The organism is Achromobacter sp. 1012554356, from assembly GCF_059760815.1.
The window spans coordinates 25,080-41,294 of sequence record NZ_JCBANC010000037.1 but is presented as its reverse complement, the minus strand read 5'-3'; the positions used below and the strand labels follow the sequence as shown (position 1 = coordinate 41,294).

Sequence of the window (16,215 nt, the reverse complement as noted above, 5' to 3'; positions counted from 1 at the left end):
GGCGTAAATCGGCTTGCTCGCGCCGGCGGACTGACTCCGCCGGACGCGTCATATTACTCCCGGCTATATGTGAATGCGACGGAGATCCGCAAATGCTGTCCGGTGAGCGGCCAGGCCTGCTTCGCCCCGCTCTGCCCTAACGCAGCACGTTGCGCACGAACCGCAGTCGGACGTCTTCCCCGTTGTAATAGGCGGCGTTGAAGAAGGTGTGACGCGCTTGATGGTTGATTGCTATTGGGCGGTGTCAGACGCCTGGCGCCGGTGGCCTTTGGTGGGTGTCTGACACCCAGGGCACGGCGGCGGGTTATCGCGGCGGCACGTGGATCAGCCCGCCTGCTCCAGAAAGGCCTGCAATGCGGGCACGGTATTCAGCACGTGCTGGCGCATGGCGGCTTCGCACCGGGCCGCGTCGCGGGTTTGTAGCGCGTCGATGAGTTCCTGGTGCGATTCGCGGACGCGCAGCACGCGGCCGGGTTGGGCGGCCCATAGGCGCATGTAGGGTTCGACGACCGAGTGCAGTTCCGAGATCTGGTTCAGCAGGCGCGGTTGTTTACAGAAGCTGCACAGGTATTCGTGGAATTCGCGGTGGGCGGCGGTCCAGTCGAGGTCTTCGTTTGCGCCCTGGTCCAGCTGCTCAAGCATGTTGGTCAGGCGGCGGATGTGTTCGGGTCCCATGTTGGCCACGGCATTGCGTGTGGCCAAGCCTTCGAGGACCGAGCGCATTTCGAAGACCTCGAGCATCTCCTGCTGATTCAGGCCGCGCACCACGGCGCCGCGGTTGGCGCGGATTTCGACCAGGCCTTCCGAGGCCAGGCGACGCAGCGCGCCGCGCACCGGCATGCGGCTGGTGCCGATTTCGGCGGCCACCACGTCAGGCACGAGGCGCTGGCCGGGTGCATAGCGACCCAGGCGGATTTCGCGTTGTAGATGCAGGTACGCCTCGTCTTCGGCGCTGATGGCTGTCTTCTGGAATTGCAGCACTGACGTCCCCGGGCTGGAAAAGCCGCCATGATAGATAAGGGCGAAAATAACACAAATTGGATCCAATGATCCATGGATGCAAACACTAATGGCCGGGGGTTCGCTCCTTGCGTTTAATTCAGGCCAGGACGCGGCAGACCGCGCCTGCGCGGCCGGAACGGGCAAGAGATCCGCCCGGCCCACACGCTTTCCATAACGCGATCAAGGGGAATCCATGAAATTTCGTCTCATCCGGGCGCTGGCAGGCGCCGCCGCGATGGCCTTCGGGGCGCAAGCGGCCGCGCAAGCCACGGACTGGCCGCAGCATCCCGTGCGCATCGTCGTGCCCTTCCAGGCCGGCTCGGCCACGGACCTGATCTCGCGCCAGCTTGGCGCGGCGCTGTCCGCCGAACTGGGCCAGCCTTTCGTCATCGAGGCCCGCCCGGGCGCTGCCGCCGCGATCGGCAGCGCGTCGGTCGCGCGGTCGGCGGCGGACGGCTACACGTTGCTGATGGGCGGCCCGGCGGCCGTCGTCACCAACCGCTTCCTGCAAAAGCGCCTGGCTTACGACCCCGATGCCTTCGAGCTGGTGTCGATGGTGGCCTACACGCCCAACATCCTGCTGGCCAATCCGTCGCAGCCGTTCAAGACGCTGCCCGAAATGGTGGCCTACGCGCGCGCCAATCCCGGCAAGCTGACGTACGCCTCGTTCGGCACGGGCACGACCTCGCACATGGCGGGCGAGATGCTCAAGTCCGTCGCTGGCATCGACATTCTGCACGTGCCCTACAAGGGCGCCGGCGAAGCCATCCCCGCCCTGCTGAGCGGTCAGGTGTCGATGTACTTCGATACCATCATGACCGGCCTGCCCCAAGCCAAGAGCGGCTCGCTGCTGGCGCTGGGCATGTCCAATTCGCAGCGCTCGGCGCTGGCGCCGGACATCCCCACGATCGCCGAGCAAGGTTTCTCGGGCTACGACATCGCGCCGTGGTACGGCCTTGTCGCGCCGCAGGGCACGCCTGCGCCGATCCTCGACAAGCTGAACCAGGCCGTCAACAAAGTGCTCGCCGATCCCGCATTGCGCGGTAAGCTCGCCGAAGCCGGCGCCGAGCCGCGTGGCGGCAGCCGCGAGGAATTCGCCGCCTTCATCAAGGCCGAGATTCCGCGCACCAAGCAGCTGATCGACCAGGCCGGCATCACACCGCAGTAATTTTTCTAACGAGTTCCAGCATCCATGTCCTCCCCCTTCGATTGGTCTTTTCCGTACGCTTCCCGAAAAATGCCGGTCCTGGCCGCCAACGCGGTCGCGACCAGCCAGCCGCTGGCTGCGCAGGCGGGACTACGCATGCTGCTGGCCGGTGGCAATGCCGTTGACAGCGCCATTGCCACCGCGATCGCCCTGACCGTCGTCGAACCCGTGATGAACGGGATCGGCGGCGATATGTTTGCCCTGGTCTGGCATGACGGCCAGCTCCACGGTCTGAACTCCAGCGGCTGTGCGCCGGCCGCGTGGACGCCCGACTACTTCAAGGGACGCGACGCCATGCCGGGCACCGGCTGGGGCACGGTCACCGTGCCGGGCCAGATTGCCGGCTGGAAGGCGCTGTCCGACCGCTTCGGCAAGCTGCCTTTCGCCAAGCTCTTCGAACCCGCCATCGCGTACGCCGAGGAAGGCTTTGCGGTGTCGCCCACCATTGCGCGCCAATGGGCCAACCAGGCGCCCAAGCTCGCGGCCGAGCCCGGCTTTGCCGAGGCCTTCCTGCCGCAGGGCCGCGCGCCGCAGGCGGGCGAATGGTGGCGCTTTCCGGACCAGGCCAAGACCCTGCGCGACATCGCCGAAACCGGCGGCGAGAGCTTCTACCGAGGCGAACTGGCCCGCAAAATCGCGGACTACGCCAGCAAGACGGGCGGCGCGCTCAGCGCCGTAGACCTGGCCGAACATCAGGCCGAATGGGTCAAGCCTATTTCGCAGTCGTTCCGCGACTACGAGCTGCACGAGATCCCGCCCAGCGGCCAGGGCATTTCGGCGCTGATGGCGCTGGGCATGCTGGAACAATTCGACCTGGAAAGCATGGGCCGGGACAGCGCCGACTATTATCACGTCAGCATCGAAGCCATGAAGCTGGCGTTTGCCGACCTGCACCATCACGTCGCCGATCCGCGCCACATGCGCACCGACGCGCGCGCCCTGCTTGACCGCGCCTATCTCGCCGAGCGCGCCCGCCTGATCTCGATGGACCGCGCCAGCGTACCCACCGCAGGCACGCCTGCCACCGGCGGCACCGTCTACCTGACCGCGGCGGACGCCAGCGGCACGATGGTGTCGTTCATCCAGTCCAACTATCACGGCTTCGGCTCGGGCGTGGTTGTGCCGGGCACCGGCATCAGCCTGCACAACCGCGGCCTGAACTTCGTGCTGACGCCCGGCCACGTCAACCAGGTCGCGCCTCGCAAGAAGCCGATGCACACCATCATCCCCGCGTTCGTGACGCGCGACGGCCAGCCGGTCATGTCGTTTGGCGTGATGGGTGGCTCGATGCAGGCGCAAGGCCATCTGCAGATGGTCACGCGCCTGGCGGCCTTTGGCCAGAACCCGCAGGCCATGAGCGACGCGCCGCGCTTCCGCGTCGAGAAGGGCCCGGTCGTGAACGTGGAATCGCATCTGCCGGCCGACGTGGTCGATACGCTGCGCGCGCGCGGCCACAACGTCGCGGTGGCCCCGGTGGACAGCCTGGAGTTCGGCTCGGCACAGCTCATCTGCCGCCTGCCGCAAGGCGGCTACGTGGCGGCGTCGGACTCGCGCCGCGACGGGCAAGCGGTCGGCTTCTGACGCATTGCGGGGCACGCCGGACTTTTCCTGGTGGAAGTTCGGCGACAATCCGTGACCTGCCGGCGCGCGCCCGCGCGCTGGCAGCCAGCCGCCCTCGCGCGCCGTCACATCCCTGCAGCAGCGCCGTCCGATACTCCCGCGTCGCTGTATGAAGGACCGAAATGCCCCACCCGGATTCACCGCCCCGCCTTAAACGCGCGCACGCCACGCGGCGCGCGCTCCTGATCCTGCAACGCCTTCCCGCCACGCTGGCCGCCGTCAGCCTGCTTGTATTGGCGTCGGCGCCCCTGCCCGGACGCGCCGCGCTGCCTGTGGCCGTCGGCGGCCAACCTCTGCCCTCGCTGGCGCCGATGCTCGAACGCGTCACGCCGGCTGTCGTCAACATTTCAGCCTCCAGCGACGCTGCGGCATCGAGCGGTGGCCGCTCCGCAGCGCCCGGCAGCCTGCGGCAGAACGTGGGCTCGGGCGTCATCGTGGACGCCAGCCAAGGCAACATCCTGACTAACCATCACGTGGTGCGCGGCGCGTCCGCCATCCGCGTGTCGCTTCAGGACGGGCGCACGTACAACGCCACCGTGGTGGGTAGCGACCCGGATACCGACCTGGCCGTGTTGCGCATCGCCGCGCAGAACCTGCAAGCGCTGACGCTGTCCGACTCCAGCGACCTGCGCGTGGGCGATTTCGTGGTGGCGATCGGCGATCCCTACGGCCTCGGACAGTCCGCGTCGTCCGGCATCGTGTCGGCGCTGGACCGGTCCAGCCTGCGCGCCGCGGGCTACCAGAACTTCATTCAGACCGACGCGTCCATCAATCCCGGCAACTCTGGCGGCGCGCTGGTCAACCTGAACGGCGACCTGGTCGGCATCAACACCATGATCTATACGCCCTCGGGCGGCAACGTGGGCATCGGCTTTGCCATCCCGTCGAATCTGGCGGGCGAAGTCATGCAGCAACTGCTGCAGCACGGGCAGGTGCAGCGCGGCGGACTAGGCGTGGACACGCTGGACATCACGCCGCGCAATTCCCGCCAGCTTGGACTGGCGCCGGGATCGACCGGGGTCGTCGTGGCGCGGGTCGCCGATGGCTCGCCCGCGCAAAAGGCGGGCGTCCAGGCCCGCGACCAGATCCTGTCCATGGACGGCAAGACGATCGGCTCCAGTGCCCAACTGCGCAACGCTGAAGGCCTGTTGCCGGTGGGCCGCCAAGTGCGTCTGGGTTTATCCCGCGCCGGTGCAAAGACCGAGGTCCTGCTTCGCATCGAGCCCGAACAGAACGAGCGCCTGCATGCCGGATCGCTGGACGCCCGGATGATGGGCGTGGAGTTTTCCGAGGTGGGACGCGCGCAACGCGTGCAGGGCAACGACGGCGCCGCGGTCAGCGCCACTTTTCCCGATCGCGGCCCCGTGGCCGCGCGGCTGCAGCGCGGGGATATCGTCATCGGCGTGAACCAGCGGCCGGTCAGCACGCTTGCCGACCTGCGCAACCTGCTGGCCGGCGCAGGCGCGCAGCCACTGGTGCTGACACTATTGCGCGGCCGAACCGCCTACACACTGCAGGTGAATTGAGCGATGCGCTGCCCGGGAATCGTGGCAGAATGGCCCGACCCGGCGCTCAGCGCCGGTCCTCGGGCAAGCCATCACGACATACCAATGCCATCGCGGGCGCGCCCGGCCTGCCACAAGGAGCATGGATGAACTGCATTCCGACTCAAACGCGCCTGAAGCTGACCCGCCTGCTGCTGACGGCAGGCCTCGCGGTTATCGCGACCGGCGCGGCCGCACAGGACAAGGCGCCGCAGATCATGCAGGTGCCCGCCGACAACCGCATCATCTGGCAGGCGCCGGCAGAAGGCGCCATCACGTACGAATGCCGGTTGACGCAAACCGACGGCGCGCGCTACGCGTGGGTCATCGCGGGCGCGGCCGCCACGCTGGGTGCGGGCCAGTCCGGCCAGACCGGCACCTACAAGAGTCCGCCGGAAACCTGGCGGGCGGCCGACGGGTCGACCTTGACCGGCATGGAAACCGTGCGCGCCAATGCCGGGCCTGACCGTCTGTACGACCAGCTCGTCCTGGCCAATCCGTCGTCGGGCGTGGGTCTGTTGACCGGCGTGACCTACATCCAGCGCTTCGTGCGCGCGGGCGGCGGCGTGCCGCATTCGCCCTGCTCGGCGGCCAACAAGGGCCAACGCGAGCAGGTCAAATACCAGGCCGATTACGTGTTCTGGAAACCGAACTGATGTCGGATCGGTGAGCGGACGCACGGCGGCGCAGGCACTTGCGCCCGCCGTCCGTGCTCCGTCATCGGGCAAACACAGGGTGTCACGGCGCCACCGACATGCCCTGCTTCAACGCATTGACCAGCCCGGGATGCCGGGCTTTTTCTTGCGTGAGTGTGTAGGCGGAAAACGTCACCACCTTCTTGCCTGAAGCGGCAAACAGCGCCGTCAGCTCGGCCGGACGGCCCGATAGCTTGCTGGTCGCGTCCAGCTGAAAAACGCCGATGTTGCCGACCTTGAACGCGCCGTCGCCCGTCTTCTTGAACGTTGGCACCGCTTCCTTCTGCTGCGACTGGAAGCCCGCCGCCATCGCGCCCAACGTGAACGCGTCGTCGTCGCCGACGGCCAATTCGACCGGCACATCGATCACGATGATGGCCTGCATGGTGGCGCGGTTCAGATAGATCTTGCCGGAGACCTCGGGCGTTGCCGGGTCCGCCGGAAATTCGGTTTCGGTGAAGCCAGCGGGGATGAGGACCTTGAGCTTGCCGTCAAGCACCTGCAGCGTCTGCGGCTGCGGCGGGGGAGCGGAGGCGGCATCGACCGCCGCACCGTTAGGGTCCTGTTGGGCGGCCGGCGATCCTGCTGCGGGCGATCCGGCGGCGGGCGAACCCGCGGCCGGCGATCCGGAGGGGGGAGGCACCGCTGCGGGCGCTGTTGGTGCCGGCGCTGTTGGAGCCGGTGCTGCCGGTGCCGGCGATGCAGGAGTTGGCGCCGCGGGTGCCGGCGTCGCAGGCGCTGGCGACGCCGGCGCTGGTGCTGCGGGCGCAGGCGCCGACGCTGCTGGCGCTGGCGCTGCGGGGGCCGCTGGTGCTGGCGCTGCAGGCGCCGCCGCAGCAGGCGCCGGTGCCGCTGCTGCCGCCGCATCCGCCGACTGAACATTCTGGGCCTGCGCCGATGCGCCTACGCCCATGGCCAGCGCCAACGCCAATGTCGTTTCCGCGAGCCGTGCGTTGTGCGTGTGCATAGCTATCCGATGATTAGGCTGAGCGTTCAATACTACAACGACACTCCTCTGCCCTAACGCGATGACGGTCCGTCAGGGTGATCCAAAATGCTACGCAATCCGGCATCCGCAAATGGCAAAGCCCGCGCGAAGCATGCGCGGGCTTTCAGATTGCCGTGATCGGAGTTCGGGTGAGCGGACTGGGAGTGGAGCTAGGGAGGTGGCCGCTTTTTTCGCGTCTGTGGCCGGGTAAGACGCCCAATCCGCTCAGTGCAACCGCGGTGCAGGGCGCAAGCGGCGCGCGCCGGGCGCGCGCCGCTCATCACGTCTGCCGCTTAGAAGCGGTGACGGACACCGACCATACCCACCGTGCTCTTCACGCCGTCGATGAACGCGAAGTCCGTGGCGTAGGAGCCCAGCGCGTACAGGTTCGTACGCTTGGACAGGTTGTACGTGTAGCCGATGCTGTACACGTTCATGGCCGAATCGCCACCGGTCAGCAGATCGCTGTCCGGATCGGCACGTTGCCACGAAGCCAGGATGGAGCTGGCGCCCAGCGGAACGGTCACGCCGACCATGTACGAATTGGCCTTGAAGTCTTCGACGCCAACGTTCGAGCGGAAACCATCGGCGATGGTTTCAGTGCTGCCGAAGGCGTTGATGCTTTGGCCGGTGAACCAGCCGTCACGCGTCTGGCCGAAGGCGGCTGCCAGCTTCACGACTTCAAAGTCGTACGAACCGGCGATGCTCCACGCCTTGGGCGTGGCGTCGTTGCCGAGCTGGTTGGCGGGGTTCAGCTGGTCGTACGTCAGGGCGACGTTCAGCGGACCGTTCACGTAACGCACGCCGGCGGTGATGGCGCGGGTGTTGTCAGCGGTGCGGAAGCCGGTCTGGGCAGCGGTCGTGTCGGCGATGTTGAACGAGTAGCCGATGCCAGCCTGGAAGCCGCCGAACGACGGGGTCGAGTACTGGACCATGTTGTCGTAGCGGACGGTGTTGGCCGCGCTGAACGCGTTGCCGATGTTGGCCTGGCCATAGCTGGCGCCGAACGGATCGATCGAGCCCAGGTACTTGGAGGCGATGTTGGTCTGGCGGCCGAATTCCAGCAGGCCCCACGACGAGCTCTTCAGGCCGATGGTAGCTTGACGGCCGAACAGGCGGCCGCTCTGGCCCGATTGGCCGTTGGCCGAGTTGAAGCCGCTTTCCAGCGTGAACACGGCGGAGAGGCCGTCGCCCAGGTCTTCGGAACCGCGCAGGCCCCAGCGCGAGCCGCTCGAAACGCCGTTGCTCATGCCGACCTTGGATTCATGGAAGCCATCGCCCTTGATCCGCTGATAGCCCACGCCCGTATCGATCAAGCCGTACAGCGTCACCGAGGTTTCCGCCTGCGCCATGCCGGACAGCGCGGCGAAGATGGCGGTGGCGAACAGAGTCTTTTTCATTACAGATTCCCATTGATGTGAACAGACATGCGCATGTAGCCAGACCCGCATTGCAGGCGGCACAGTGATGCACACGGCGCATGGCAGGAACGGATTCTAGGGACGCAATATGTCAGTTCTGGGGACACAAGCGATTTCGCGGAAAGAAATGGAAATAATCGCTTTTCTGTGGCGCGAGGCCGACAGCGGCGCGCGTGTTTGCCACGCCAGAAGGCGTGTCATGCGCGTGTGTTATGAAGACAGGATGCGGGTTGCGCGCTTAGCGGCTTGCGGACGTAACGCTGCGCGCAAAGGTGCGCAGCAGTTGGCGCGCATCGTGCGTGGGAACAAGGCCGGCCACCATCGCGGTCACGTCGTGCCCCTCTGCCTCGAACACCGGCGCGCGGCGTGACAGGCACGCCGACATCAGCGCCGGCGAGAACTCGGGATGAAATTGCACCGACCACGCTTTCGGGCCATATCGCAGGACCTGGTGCGGATCATGCCGCGAACGCGCCAGGACTTCGGCGCCCGGCGGCGGCGTCAGCACGCTTTGCTCGTGCGTCAGATTGGCCAGAAAGCGCCGCGGCAGCGCGCCAAGCAGCGCATCGTCGCCCACGTCCGTGCAGAAGTCGATGGCATGCTGGCCGATCTCGCGGCCCTGCGGATGAAAGTCGACGACGCCGCCGAGCGCGTGCGCCATCAGTTGATGGCCGTAGCAGATGCCCAAGAGCGGCAGCCGCGCGTCATGCGCGCCGCGCAGCCATTCGGCCGTGCGCTCGCTCCAGGGTTCGCGGTCCGTCACCATGGACCACGATCCCGTCAGCACCGCACCGGACACGTCGTCCCACGCGGGCAAGGCTTCATCGTCGTGGGGCTTTACGACCCGCACCGGCAGGTCCGGGGCGTCCAGCGCGGCCAGCATCCAGTCGGATTGTTCGCCCTGCGCCTGCCGCAGGTCTTCGGGCGGGCGGCCCATCTGAATGATGGCGAGCGGTTTTCGGGTCATGGACAACGATTCTGCGGAGGGGGGATGTCGGAGTTTACTTTCCGAACAGGCGCCGCAGGCGCTGGGACTCGGCAAGGTTCAGGCGCTTGGCTTCGTCTTCGGCGTAATCCCGCTCGCCGACATCGTAGGAGCCTTCGTGCAGGCATTTCTTGCGGTTGGCCTTGCACTCATTACTGGCCCGGGCCGGCGTGGCTTCCGACATGCTGGCCTTCTCCGCTGGCGTCGGCTTGCTGGACGAGCATCCCGCCACCAGCGCGACAAAGAACAACGCCGCGCCGCAGCGGCTGATCGAGAGGATCGACATTTTTCCGGCCCTACAGAAACGCTATAGCCACTTTTATAGCAAAGCCGGGCGGGGAAAGACGTGTTAAGTCGTAGCAGAAATGCGCGCGGGCAGGTGGGGAAAGACGCTAGAAGGATCAAACAATGCCTTGATGCGCTGCTCGAGCGCGACAGCCCGGGAATCACCGCCGGACTGCATTTCCGCCGCGGCGGCCTGCCCGGGAGGGGTGACGTCGAAGGTGAACTGCTCCACCCAGGCCAGCGTTCCCCGGCTGCCCGCCAGCAAACGGGCCATATCCGGCGCCCGCCGATGATCGACGCGCAGCGCATCCAGCCGATAGCGCGCCGGCCAGACGTCGGACGCGCACCAGGACTGCATCAGCGGCTCGCACAACATCTGGAACAGCACGGGGATCAAGCGCTTTGCCATGGGGCTGTGCACACATGGCACGCCCCCCGCCCCCATTTGCCCGAACCGTTCCCGCGATCCGTCCGACAGCATGACATCCACCGACTGCAGATGCCGGCTGCGGCCGCTGCGCGCAAACCAGGCCGCCAGGGTCTGACCGGGATGCGCGTGCGGATGGGAAAGCAGCTCATCGGCAATCGCCGCGGGCAGACCGCCTATCGTGCAGCCGGGTCCGGCCCGCCACAGCCGGCCGTTTTCGCTGGACGTTAAATCTGCCAGATGACGGCGCACGTCCACGCATATCGTCGGCGTGGCCGGATCCACCCGGGAGATCAGGTCCCGCGGAGAGTCGTGTTCGAGCGCATCGTCCAGACCCCCGCTAACCCCGGCGGGGACCAGTTGCAGCTTGAATTGGGCACACCACTGGAACAGCATTCGCACCTGGTTGGCATCGGCGGGGCTGACCCAAGCCACCGGCGCCACCGCGCCATCGCCCGGGTCGAAACGAGCGCCGGGCATCGACTGCGTCAGCCTCAGAAGCGCCTGCACGTCTGCATGGGGCATCGGGCGGCCGGTCAGGAAGGCCCTACGTGACGCAAGCACGGTGACCCTCTCTGTATCGATGCAAGGCCCGCGCACGGAAAAGCAAATGGGCCATCAGCGCGTCCATCAGTTCAATTGTGGCAAAGCGAACTGGCGGCGAATGTCTCGAAGTCCAGCTCCAGTTGGGATGCCGGCCGGCGCATGGCAGGTGAGGCTGTCGGTGACCTGCCCGCCGCATCCGCGGCAAGCGACCGGTTCGGCGCGCGGCCGGCCGGCGATTCCACATTGGGCAACGCGGCCTTGGCGGGAGGGCCGCCGTCGTCGGCATTGCACGACGCCAGCATGAAGGTGAAGAGTGCCGCGCCAGCCAGCCGGAACACGTTGCTGCAGTTTCCCATGACAGTTTCTCGCAACAATGGCCATCAGAACCACGGCGCGCGCGACATCACGTTGCCGTAATACAGCATGCGCCCGGCGAACTCGCCGCTGAACAGCACGGCCATGTAACCCACGGAAGCCGCGACACCCCAGTTGCTGCCCAATCGCCGTCCGACATGCAGCGCGAGAAGGATGCCGGCGCCGGCCAGCGTGGCCAGGATCTGCCACCACAACAGATAGCTGGTGGCGTCCGCACCGGGAATCTGGAACCGGATGATCAGCGCGGCGCTGACGAGCAGCCAACCGAGTCCCAAGCCCCATTTCAGGATGCCCGCAGGCGTCTTCTTGAGGGCGCCCAGGATCAGCAGGACCGTTGCAAAGCCCATCAGCAAGGTCGTGCCGTAGAAGCCCAGCCAGGTTGCGGGGGTGCGCCACAGCGGATGGATCTTGAGCTGGTAGTAGATCATCGTCATCGCGGCCAGCGTGACGAGGCCACATGCGGCAGCGAGCCAGCCCAGCAGCAGATTGCGCCGCGAGGCCGTGGGAGTCACCCAGCACGACAGCAGCCAGAGAACCGCCACGCCGTTCGTCACCATGAACAACAGGGCCTCTCGCGTCAGCCAGGAACTACCGGGGTTGTTGAACCCGCGATAGAACCAGAATGGCGACCCGATATGAGCCACGGACGCCAAGGTGCCGAAGCACAGGGCGATCCACACCAGCACCGCCGCGATCCGCAGCGACTTGCCCTGCAACACGTTCTCCGCGCCGGCAAAGGCCTGATGGCAGGTCAGCGCCAGAATGCCGCCAATGCCCCATTGGGAAAATGTCGTGAAGAACACCAAGGGGAACTCATAGTGGTTGGACATGATCACTTCTCCCTGCTGACAACGACGATGCTGGGCCCGCTGATGGTGGGGTCGGGCATGCCGTACAGCGCTTCCAATTCGACCCAGCCGGTGGCGTGCCGCTTGCGCAGTTCCTCGATGTCGCCAAATTGCAGCGCCGCCGCAGGACAGGATTCCACGCAGCGCGGCATCAGGCCCTGATCGATGCGGTCCGCGCACATATTGCACTTGCTGGTCTTTCCCTCGACGGGATCGAACACCGGCGCGTGGTAAGGACAGGCCATGATGCACATCTGGCATCCGATGCAGTCGTCATGGTTCTGGATGACGATGCCGTCGTCGCGCTTGGAGTAGGTGCCTGCGGGGCACACCCGCATGCACTGGGGGTCGGCGCAGTGATTGCACGACATCGTGATGAAGGACTGCGCATTGGGAAGGTCTTCGTTGAACTCCCGTACCTTGCGCCACAACACGCCGGACGGCGTCCGGTTTTCGGACTTGCACGCCATCATGCATGTGCGACAGCCGTTGCAGTCTTCCATGTTGATATAGAAACCATATTGCTTGGCCATGATTACGCCCTCACATTCACCAAGGTGCTGTTGCAGCAGTGACCAGCACTTAACGGCTCGTAAGCGTCATTCGTGACGTGGCTGCTGCTGCCGCCCTGTTGTTCCCACCAGCCGTTCTCGATGGAGACAACGCCCTTCTTGATTCGCGTGCTGACATCCGCGATCGCCCGCCACTCGCCCCGGTCGTTGTAGACCGTCACCCATTCACCATGGCGGATGTTGCGTTCGATCGCATCGTCGCGATGGATCATGACCTGCGGCTTGTTGCGCTGGACTTCCAGAATCCATTCGTTGGCGCCGTGGCTGGAGTGGATGCTGCGAGCCAGCTTGCGTTGCACGGCCATCAGCGGATACTTCTGCGCCAGGTCGGGCGCCCCCTTCGGCGATTCCTTGACGGGGTAATAGGCAAGCACCGGGGAATAGCCCTTCTTCTGCCAATCCTCGACGAAGAAGTTCGCTTTGGTCGTCGACGTCCTGAACTTGCCGTCCTTCCAGGGAATGACGTCGCCCTCATGGGGCTTGATCGGCCCCTTCTTGAGCATCTCGCGCGTGATGCCCGTGCCCGCCAGCACCGTGTCGATGTAATGCTCGATCGGCTGGTTGAACACCTCGCCAAAGCCGAAGCGTTCGGCCAGACGCGCGAAGATCCAGTAATCGGGCTTGGCCTCGCCGGGCGGCTCGACCGCCTTCTCCATCAGTTGCACCTGATGGCTGCGGTCCGCGGCCATCAGCGATACATCCTCGAAGATCGTCGTGACGGGTAGGACCAGGTCCGCGTACAGCGTGGACGAGGTCATGAGGTTGTCGGCCACCACAACAAACGGCACCTTCTTCATGGCCGCCTTGACCACGTTCGTGTTGGGCATCTGCGTCAGCATGCCCATGGTCATGATCCACCAGAAGCCGATCGGACCGGGCTTGTCGTTTAGCACCCATTCGCCCACCTTCGGAATGGGAATCGGCGGAATCTTCTTCAGATTGGGCGACGGCGGAATGGGCGGATTGAACCGCGCCAATTGCTTGGCGCCGCCGGCATCGCAGACGCCCGCGCCCGGCTTGCCGATGTTGCCCGTGAGCAGCGCCAGATAGAACTGGCTGGCCGCCACATACGTGCCGTGTTCGGTCCGCTGGGCGCCGCTCATGTTCTGGATGATCATGGCAGGCATCGTGGTGGAATAATCGCGCGCCAGACGCAGGATGGTCTGCACGGGCACATCCGTTTCCCGGCTGACCTCGTCCAGGGTCCAGGGCTTGGCCTCGGCATACACATGATCGAAGACCGTGGCGTAATCCGCGCCGTCGGGCAGTTCCGACCGGAACAGCGCCGGCCGCACGCCCGGGGCGTCATGGCGGGCCAGTTTGCCGCTGGCCAGGTCGTAGACCAGGTAGCTGTCCGGGTCGGTTGCGCTTTGACGCATCAGTTGCTGCTTGGCATCCACCAGATAGACCGCGCCGGTGCGGGCCCGGAGAAAGGCGTCGTCGATCCGCCCTTCCTCGATGATGATCTTCATCATCCCCAACGCCAATGCGGTGTCCGTGCCGGGGATGATGGGAATCCATTCGTCGGCCTTGGCGGCGGTTTCGCTGTAGCGCGGGTCGATCACCACCAGGCGGGCGCCGTTCTTGCGGGCCTCGTTGTAATGGGTCCAGTACGCCTGCATCGTGACCGCGGGGTTGTTGCCCCAGCACAGGAGATACCGGCTGTCCGCGATCGTGTCGCGCGTGTCGGCATAACGCAGGCCCAGCATCGGCATCATGGCTGCCGTCACGGCGACACAGCACAGGCTGCCGAGCTGCTTGGTCGCCCCGCCCAGATAGTCGAAGAACGCGTGGCCCATGGCGTTCTTGATGTTGTCCATGTTGCCTGCGTGAGTCGACAGCAGCATGCCCGCGTTGCCGTGCTGCTTGATCGTGGCGCGGATGTTCTTTTCGATCAGGTCGAAGGCCTCGTCCCAGGAGATGGGCTTGAACTTGCCCTCGCCCTTTTCGCCGACGCGCAGCAGCGGCGTGGTGACGCGATCCTTGTGCTGGACCCATTTGGTGCGGCTGATGCCGCGCAGACAGCCATTGATGTGCCCAAGCCCTTGTGTGTTCTGCGCCTCGACTTTGACCAGTTTTCCCTTGTACGTATAAGCCGTCAGGTTGCAGTGCAGGCACTCCATCGCACAGGTCGAATGAAACGACTCCAGTTCGGAGTACTTGTACCGAGGCTTGCCGGGCGGCACCCACACGCCCTTGGTCTGCGGCGTCGGAGAGGCAGGGTCGGCCTTTCCTTCCGGCATATGCAGCACAGCGGGCGATGCCGCGACCAGACCTGCGCCGCCCAGGCCCTTGACGACGGTCCGACGCTTGAATTTGACCTTGCCGATATCAAACATGCTTGACTCCAACGATCAGTCCAGAAGGCAAAACCACACTGCTAATGTGGTTTTATTCATGGTAGACCTCATTGACTACATCACACGGTCTAGTGCTTCTTGTGGATTGACTCAGGTCAAGCAACGCCAAAGCGTTTTCAAACTGGAACGATAGACATCTAAAGCCCCGAGGCGACGGCTTTATCAAGGGGATCAACGCATCCGGTAATGTTTGGGCAAGATTTCGGACGTGAAGGGCCTTGATCCGGCCCCCCGGACCGAGGCAAGCTTGTCATGCCTTCATACCAGGACCTCCGATGACGCAACGGCGAACCCGCGGCCGGACCACGCGCGACAGGCATGCCCCAAACATTCGCAAGGAGCACGCCGATGGAAAGCGTTGACGTGCGCGTACTTCGCGCCGCGCGCGACTGGCAGGTAGCCGGGCATCGGCTAATGCTGGCCACCGTCGTCAAAACGTGGGGGTCGTCGCCGCGGCCCGTGGGTTCAATGATGGTGCTGCGCGAGGACGGCCGCTGCATCGGCTCGGTGTCCGGCGGCTGCATCGAGGACGACCTGATCCACCGCTACACCCGCGCCTACGGCGACGGGGCCATACCGCAGTCGGCGCCCGAGCTCGTCCGCTACGGTGTCACGGCCGACGAGGCGTACCGGTTCGGACTGCCCTGCGGTGGCACGCTGGAATTGCTGCTTGAGTTTGCGCCGGACGCGGTGACGCTGGATGCCCTGGTCCACCGACTGGAAGCGGGACAGCTCGTGCAACGGACAGTCGATTGCGCCAGCGGCGCGGTCACGCTGAGCGGCGCTTCGGTGCCCGAGGCCCTGCATTTCGATGGCGTCACCCTGTCCAGCACGCTTGGGCCCCAGTATCGCCTGCTGCTGATCGGCGCCGGATCGTTGGCCGAATACCTTGCGACCATGGCGCTGTTCAATGACTTTGCGGTCACCGTGTGCGATCCGCGGATCGAGCACCTGGGCACCTGGTCGGTCGACGGCGTGGCGTTCACCACCGAGATGCCCGACGATGCGGTGCGCGCGCTGAATCCCGATTCCCGCACCTGTATCGTGGCGCTCAGCCATGATCCGAAGCTTGATGACATGGCCCTGCTGGAAGCGCTGCACAGCGCAGCCTTCTACGTCGGCGCCATCGGCTCGCGCCGCAATGCCGCCAGCCGCCGGCAGCGGTTCATCGAGCATCTGGACGAAACGGAAGCATCGATGCAGCGGCTGCATTCGCCGGTCGGCCTGCACATCGGCAGCAAGACGCCGGCAGAGATCGCGGTCAGCGTGATGGCGCACATTCTGGCAGTGAAGAATGGCGTGATGGGGGGATAGCGGCGCGGCCGTTCGCAAGCGATGTG

Annotated in this window: 16 protein-coding genes; 6 read left to right on the top strand and 10 right to left on the bottom strand. The window is 65.5% G+C overall.

The window, feature by feature from the left end:
• Positions 1-324: 324 nt before the first annotated feature.
• On the bottom strand, positions 325-981 hold the full coding sequence (locus tag AC6LJW_RS18855; protein ID WP_056563797.1) for a GntR family transcriptional regulator: 657 nt from the start codon (positions 979-981) through the stop codon (positions 325-327).
• A gap of 214 nt (positions 982-1,195) precedes the next feature.
• Between AC6LJW_RS18855 and AC6LJW_RS18850 the strand changes: the two genes are divergently transcribed.
• The 4 genes from AC6LJW_RS18850 to AC6LJW_RS18835 all read left to right on the top strand — a co-directional run bounded on the left by AC6LJW_RS18850 (position 1,196) and on the right by AC6LJW_RS18835 (position 6,029).
• Positions 1,196-2,170 carry a Bug family tripartite tricarboxylate transporter substrate binding protein gene (locus AC6LJW_RS18850; protein ID WP_056563799.1) on the top strand — a complete coding sequence of 325 codons (975 nt, stop codon included), beginning with the start codon at positions 1,196-1,198 and terminating at the stop codon, positions 2,168-2,170.
• A gap of 24 nt (positions 2,171-2,194) precedes the next feature.
• Complete coding sequence (gene ggt, locus AC6LJW_RS18845) at positions 2,195-3,790, top strand: gamma-glutamyltransferase (protein ID WP_498087975.1); 1,596 nt, start codon at positions 2,195-2,197, stop codon at positions 3,788-3,790.
• A gap of 161 nt (positions 3,791-3,951) precedes the next feature.
• Entirely contained in the window at positions 3,952-5,355 is a 1,404-nt protein-coding gene (locus AC6LJW_RS18840; protein WP_498087974.1) for a trypsin-like peptidase domain-containing protein, read from the top strand.
• 125 nt (positions 5,356-5,480) lie between these two features.
• Entirely contained in the window at positions 5,481-6,029 is a 549-nt protein-coding gene (locus tag AC6LJW_RS18835; RefSeq protein WP_498087973.1) for a DUF3455 domain-containing protein, read from the top strand.
• Between the two features lie 82 nt (positions 6,030-6,111).
• Here the strand turns inward: AC6LJW_RS18835 and AC6LJW_RS18830 are convergent, their stop codons facing one another.
• Positions 6,112-6,711: a DcrB/PsbP domain-containing protein gene (locus AC6LJW_RS18830; protein WP_162253537.1), complete on the bottom strand. Its 600-nt coding sequence runs from the start codon at positions 6,709-6,711 to the stop codon at positions 6,112-6,114.
• 17 nt (positions 6,712-6,728) lie between these two features.
• Between AC6LJW_RS18830 and AC6LJW_RS18825 the strand changes: the two genes are divergently transcribed.
• Positions 6,729-7,037, top strand: coding sequence for a hypothetical protein (locus tag AC6LJW_RS18825; RefSeq protein WP_498087972.1), 309 nt, complete (start codon positions 6,729-6,731; stop codon positions 7,035-7,037).
• A 312-nt stretch (positions 7,038-7,349) separates the two neighbouring features.
• Here the strand turns inward: AC6LJW_RS18825 and AC6LJW_RS18820 are convergent, their stop codons facing one another.
• From AC6LJW_RS18820 to AC6LJW_RS18785, 8 genes are all read right to left on the bottom strand, one after another.
• Positions 7,350-8,456: a porin gene (locus tag AC6LJW_RS18820; RefSeq protein WP_056563812.1), complete on the bottom strand. Its 1,107-nt coding sequence runs from the start codon at positions 8,454-8,456 to the stop codon at positions 7,350-7,352.
• A gap of 259 nt (positions 8,457-8,715) precedes the next feature.
• Entirely contained in the window at positions 8,716-9,444 is a 729-nt protein-coding gene (locus tag AC6LJW_RS18815; protein WP_498087971.1) for a glutamine amidotransferase, read from the bottom strand.
• Positions 9,445-9,478: 34 nt separating this feature from the next.
• On the bottom strand, positions 9,479-9,748 hold the full coding sequence (locus AC6LJW_RS18810) for a hypothetical protein (RefSeq protein WP_056563814.1): 270 nt from the start codon (positions 9,746-9,748) through the stop codon (positions 9,479-9,481).
• Positions 9,749-9,811: 63 nt separating this feature from the next.
• Positions 9,812-10,684: a hypothetical protein gene (locus AC6LJW_RS18805; protein WP_498087970.1), complete on the bottom strand. Its 873-nt coding sequence runs from the start codon at positions 10,682-10,684 to the stop codon at positions 9,812-9,814.
• A gap of 125 nt (positions 10,685-10,809) precedes the next feature.
• Positions 10,810-11,076 carry a hypothetical protein gene (locus AC6LJW_RS18800; RefSeq protein WP_056563819.1) on the bottom strand — a complete coding sequence of 89 codons (267 nt, stop codon included), beginning with the start codon at positions 11,074-11,076 and terminating at the stop codon, positions 10,810-10,812.
• 24 nt (positions 11,077-11,100) lie between these two features.
• Entirely contained in the window at positions 11,101-11,925 is an 825-nt protein-coding gene (locus tag AC6LJW_RS18795; protein WP_498087969.1) for a dimethyl sulfoxide reductase anchor subunit family protein, read from the bottom strand.
• Positions 11,926-11,927: 2 nt separating this feature from the next.
• The gene (locus AC6LJW_RS18790) at positions 11,928-12,476 is read right to left on the bottom strand and encodes a 4Fe-4S dicluster domain-containing protein (RefSeq protein ID WP_156395133.1); all 549 of its coding nucleotides are present in this window, start codon (positions 12,474-12,476) and stop codon (positions 11,928-11,930) included.
• 2 nt (positions 12,477-12,478) lie between these two features.
• Positions 12,479-14,854: a molybdopterin-containing oxidoreductase family protein gene (locus AC6LJW_RS18785; protein WP_498087968.1), complete on the bottom strand. Its 2,376-nt coding sequence runs from the start codon at positions 14,852-14,854 to the stop codon at positions 12,479-12,481.
• A 369-nt stretch (positions 14,855-15,223) separates the two neighbouring features.
• On the opposite strand from AC6LJW_RS18785, the gene AC6LJW_RS18780 reads away from it, so the two are divergent.
• Entirely contained in the window at positions 15,224-16,189 is a 966-nt protein-coding gene (locus tag AC6LJW_RS18780; RefSeq protein ID WP_498087967.1) for an XdhC family protein, read from the top strand.
• The last annotated feature ends 26 nt before the right edge of the window (positions 16,190-16,215 follow it).

What these genes read in the sequence shown, in the direction of transcription:
- AC6LJW_RS18850 (WP_056563799.1), top strand. Translation starts at nt 1,196, where the DNA reads ATGAAATTTCGTCTCATCCGGGCGCTGGCAGGCGCCGCCGCGATGGCC.
- ggt (WP_498087975.1), top strand. Translation starts at nt 2,195, where the DNA reads ATGTCCTCCCCCTTCGATTGGTCTTTTCCGTACGCTTCCCGAAAAATG.
- AC6LJW_RS18840 (WP_498087974.1), top strand. Translation starts at nt 3,952, where the DNA reads ATGCCCCACCCGGATTCACCGCCCCGCCTTAAACGCGCGCACGCCACG.
- AC6LJW_RS18835 (WP_498087973.1), top strand. Translation starts at nt 5,481, where the DNA reads ATGAACTGCATTCCGACTCAAACGCGCCTGAAGCTGACCCGCCTGCTG.
- AC6LJW_RS18820 (WP_056563812.1), bottom strand. Translation starts at nt 8,456, where the DNA reads ATGAAAAAGACTCTGTTCGCCACCGCCATCTTCGCCGCGCTGTCCGGC.
- AC6LJW_RS18815 (WP_498087971.1), bottom strand. Translation starts at nt 9,444, where the DNA reads ATGACCCGAAAACCGCTCGCCATCATTCAGATGGGCCGCCCGCCCGAA.
- AC6LJW_RS18810 (WP_056563814.1), bottom strand. Translation starts at nt 9,748, where the DNA reads ATGTCGATCCTCTCGATCAGCCGCTGCGGCGCGGCGTTGTTCTTTGTC.
- AC6LJW_RS18800 (WP_056563819.1), bottom strand. Translation starts at nt 11,076, where the DNA reads ATGGGAAACTGCAGCAACGTGTTCCGGCTGGCTGGCGCGGCACTCTTC.
- AC6LJW_RS18795 (WP_498087969.1), bottom strand. Translation starts at nt 11,925, where the DNA reads ATGTCCAACCACTATGAGTTCCCCTTGGTGTTCTTCACGACATTTTCC.
- AC6LJW_RS18790 (WP_156395133.1), bottom strand. Translation starts at nt 12,476, where the DNA reads ATGGCCAAGCAATATGGTTTCTATATCAACATGGAAGACTGCAACGGC.
- AC6LJW_RS18785 (WP_498087968.1), bottom strand. Translation starts at nt 14,854, where the DNA reads ATGTTTGATATCGGCAAGGTCAAATTCAAGCGTCGGACCGTCGTCAAG.
- AC6LJW_RS18780 (WP_498087967.1), top strand. Translation starts at nt 15,224, where the DNA reads ATGGAAAGCGTTGACGTGCGCGTACTTCGCGCCGCGCGCGACTGGCAG.